Genomic DNA, 3,825 nt, shown 5'->3' with positions numbered 1-3,825 from the left:
ACTCAATTGTCTATCTTTTGGTATTAACCTATTTGTGCCTTAAGTGTCTCCCTGTATAGATTTCAGCTACTTTTAGGCGTAGGCACTCTCATCGAATTTTATTTTCAGTTAATTATTTGCATAACAATTACCGAAGAGCCTAAAGGATTGCGATCTGTCAATTCCCCGACTCGTGGATTAATCGCCGGCTTTTTATTAGTGATGTTAGGCAGCGAGGGTTGAAAAGAAAGTCACCCGCACGAAGTTTATCCATTTTAAAATGACAGCATTCCTATTAGACAGTCGCTATCAAATGCTAAACAATCGCTATGAAATCTCGGAACAACTAGGTAGAGGCGGTTTTGGCGAAACTTTCCTCGCGATCGATACTGGTATGCCCTCCCGCCGCCAATGTGTAATCAAGCAACTAAAGCCGACGGATGAGGCCATTCAAGCAGAACCAACTCCCGGTTGGTTTCAAGAACGTTTCCAACGAGAAGCCGCTATTTTAGAAGAATTAGGGCAAAATAACCGACAAATTCCCCGACTTTACGACTACTTTTCAGAAGGGGAAAATTTTTTCTTCGTCCAAGAATGGATTGAAGGGATTACCCTCAGCCAAAAACACCAAAAAGAAGGCAACCTCTCGGAAGCGGAAGTAGAAAAAATCTTGCGAGAACTCCTACCCGTCCTCGACCACATCCACAGCCGCAACCCGCCGATCATCCACCGGGACATCAAACCCGACAATATCATCCTGCGGGCCAGCGACGGTAAACCTGTTCTCATTGATTTTGGTATTGTCAAAGAGGTGAACAACATCAACAGCACTACAACAGTCTCATTGGGAACTCCTGGCTACATGGCATCAGAACAAGCAGCTGGCCGTCCAGTTCCCTCCAGCGACCTCTACAGCTTGGGTCTAACCGCAATTTTCCTGCTGACGGGCAAAACTCCTCAAGATCTCGCCGGAGACCCCAACACCGGTGAAATCCTCTGGCGAAAAGATGCGCCCCACCTCCACTCAAATTTAGCCGCCGTTATCGATCGCGCTGTCCGTTCCCATCCACGAGATCGCTTCACCTCTGCTCAAGAAATGTTAACCTTCTTGCCCGTTTCTTCCCAACCGACTGTTTCTGTCACCCCATCTCCTACTACTACTCCCCCACCTCCGCCTCCCCCACTATCGAGGTTTAACCCTTGGTTCTGGGTAATTTTTATTGTTATAACTGGTGGGCTTTCTTTTGGGTTTGGCTATCCAATAATAAAACCGTTGTTGAATTTCTTGTTCCCAAATAAACCAACGGTTGAAGAACTTCCCTTGATTGAGCCGTCGAGCCAGATTAATTCTTTTGTACTAGACCGAGAGGGTCAAACTTTGGTAGGCGGGGATAAGAAAGGGAACATCTACCTGTGGGAAGTGGCAACTGGAAAACGGAAAAAAACCATAGCAGGACACCGAAAAGCTATTCTAGCGATCGCTATAAGTAACGATCAACAGATCTTAGCCAGCAGCAGTGAAGATGGCACAATCAAGGTTTGGGATTTAAAAACGGGAAAAGAACGTATTACCCTGCCACGTCAGCGAGGTTTGATCGCCCTAGCCTTAAGCTCCGATGGCAATACACTGGTTACTGGTGGAGAAGATGCAACAGTTAAACTCTGGAATCTGTCAACGGGAAATTTAATCGAGACGCTACCGGTGGAAAAAGAGGTGGTATCCCTTGCCATCAATCAAGACGCATCAATTATCGTCAGCGGACATTCGGGCGGTGACATCATTTTTTGGCAAAAACAAGGCAGCAACCCATACGAACCACGCATTTTTCCCTCTATCAATCCATGGGAAGCCCACTCGGTTGCCATCAGTGTCGATGGAACGACCGCCGCTAGTAGCAGTTGCCAAGACAATATCAGAATTTGGAAAGATAGCAATTGGAAAGATTCTCCTCTCCAAGCAGGGTCATCTGCCGATATCTGTTTGATAGTTATCAGCGAAGATGGCAAGATAATTGCTGGCCGCAGTTCCGATGAAACTATTAGATTATGGAACCTAAACACCAAAAAGGAGATTTTTAGCTACTCCCCTTCCTCTCCCAAATCTTTCGATTCACCTAGAATGATCGCCCTCAGTGGAGATGGGCGTACCGTTGCCAGCAATTTTGAAAAGAAAATCCAAGTTTGGCGGCCGAGTTTCTGAACTATCGGTGTCAAGATTATCCTGACCGGATTTCATACTACATCTTGTTTAACAACGTATTCAAGGCTGATGACTGATAGCTATAAATAAGTGGGAAGCGGGGCGCAGGTTTTTAAAGTTCGATCGGGATTTAATCGTATTATTAAAAGTTGATTTGGGATGAATCCTATGTTAGACTAGCAAGCAAAACGAAGAAAAGAGGTCATTGAGGATGAAACACCGACAGCCATACCAAATTCTGACGATGTTATTCTTAACTGGTGCGGCCACTTTCAGTGTGCCAGAACCTAGCAAGTCCGCAGGAAAGGGACTATTCTTCTGCGGCCAACTTCAGGGAAAGTGGAATACCTTTGTCAAACGCCCTAAAAGAAACATAGCGATAATTGAATGGACTTCCAACGACTTTGCCGAGTCAGGATGGGACAACAGGAAACGCTGCATCACGGTTTCCGATCGCTTTAATCAATATGCTCCTCTGCTGACTAATGTAAAAGCTTCAAATGTCAATGGCTATCCCGTCGTCTGTGTTCCTAAAGTTAAGGGCGGAAGTTGCGCTAAAAACGAGGTGTTATTCACTCTAAAAACAGGAGTAAACTCTGAAGAAGTTGCCCAAAAACTATTTAATATGACTCGCTATGGCAATCCTTCAAAATTTAGATTTACTGAGCAGCCTTTTTCCTACGATTCCGAAGGAGAACTTAATATTAATGTCGAGACTTTTATTAACAATCTTGAAGAAATAATCGAAGCTTCAGAAAATGAGCCTCGCTAGGAGTAAATTTGGCAGTGACCCAATCCCAATGTCAACTTTTACTAATAATGTTCCTGATCAGTAGTCCAGCCTTAAGGCTAGTAACTGATGCAGATAATGGCTACTTTGCTCCTCACATTATTCGGTCGGGATGCCCATCTTCTCGACCAATTCTGATCAATTCTTTATATAATAATATTAAAGTTATCACAGTAAAAATATTATATGAATCAGAATTTATCGGTTCTGGAGTAATAATTTACTCCCAAAACAACAATTATAAAGTGATTACCAACGCCCATGTTCTCAAAGATAATCACTTTTCCTACAATCTTCAAACCTTTGACGGAAAAATTCATATTTCAGAAGTGGTAAAAACTGCAAATTTTGCTCGGAATGACCTAGCCCTACTACAATTTAAATCCCCCTGCTTTTATGTGGCTTCTCGTCTAGGTTCTTCCGCTAACCTAAAGAGAGGGGAATATGTGTTGGCGGCGGGTTTCCCTTTTTATTTGCAACCACAATTTGCCTATCCAGCCAATAAGTCAATACAACAAAAAGAAACAAGAGAAAGCGCTCAAAGCTTAAACGACGAGTTTGATTTTACACCGGGTAAAATAGTTGCATTCTTAGAAAAACCGCTAGAAGGAGGATATCAAATCGGATATAATGGCGACTTTGAAAAGGGAATGAGCGGAGGGCCATTACTCAATCAAAAGGGAGAATTAGTCGGCATCAGCGGCAGACATCCGGTTGGGAGCATCTCACCTTTGCAATAAGTAGAAATGCTTAATGATCTCAATAAAAAAGTTAAAAAAGGCAACCATTTAGATAAGCACAGCGATGACGAAGGACTTGCGGTACATTACCAGATTCCCAACTTGCACCAGTAATT

Annotated in this window: 3 protein-coding genes; all 3 read left to right on the top strand. The window is 43.5% G+C overall.

What is annotated here, in order from left to right; all coding sequences use genetic code 11:
* Window positions 1–259: 259 nt before the first annotated feature.
* The 3 genes from IM479_RS15270 to IM479_RS15260 all read left to right on the top strand — a co-directional run bounded on the left by IM479_RS15270 (window position 260) and on the right by IM479_RS15260 (window position 3,709).
* Window positions 260–2,179, top strand: coding sequence for a serine/threonine-protein kinase (locus IM479_RS15270; RefSeq protein ID WP_287684248.1), 1,920 nt, complete (start codon window positions 260–262; stop codon window positions 2,177–2,179).
* Between the two features lie 244 nt (window positions 2,180–2,423).
* Window positions 2,424–2,951, top strand: coding sequence for a COP23 domain-containing protein (locus tag IM479_RS15265; protein ID WP_287684247.1), 528 nt, complete (start codon window positions 2,424–2,426; stop codon window positions 2,949–2,951).
* Between the two features lie 14 nt (window positions 2,952–2,965).
* Window positions 2,966–3,709 (top strand): S1 family peptidase, encoded by a 744-nt coding sequence (locus IM479_RS15260; RefSeq protein ID WP_287699483.1) that lies wholly within the window; start codon window positions 2,966–2,968, stop codon window positions 3,707–3,709.
* Window positions 3,710–3,825 lie beyond the last annotated feature (116 nt).

It is taken from the genome of Microcystis sp. M165S2 (assembly GCF_020245885.1).
Lineage (GTDB): Bacteria > Cyanobacteriota > Cyanobacteriia > Cyanobacteriales > Microcystaceae > Microcystis.
Note: the sequence above shows the minus strand (reverse complement) of the source record. Positions and strands in the feature narration are given on the sequence as shown.

Coding starts and splice junctions, on each gene's coding strand:
- IM479_RS15270 (WP_287684248.1), top strand. CDS start 260: ATGACAGCATTCCTATTAGACAGTCGCTATCAAATGCTAAACAATCGC.
- IM479_RS15265 (WP_287684247.1), top strand. CDS start 2,424: ATGTTATTCTTAACTGGTGCGGCCACTTTCAGTGTGCCAGAACCTAGC.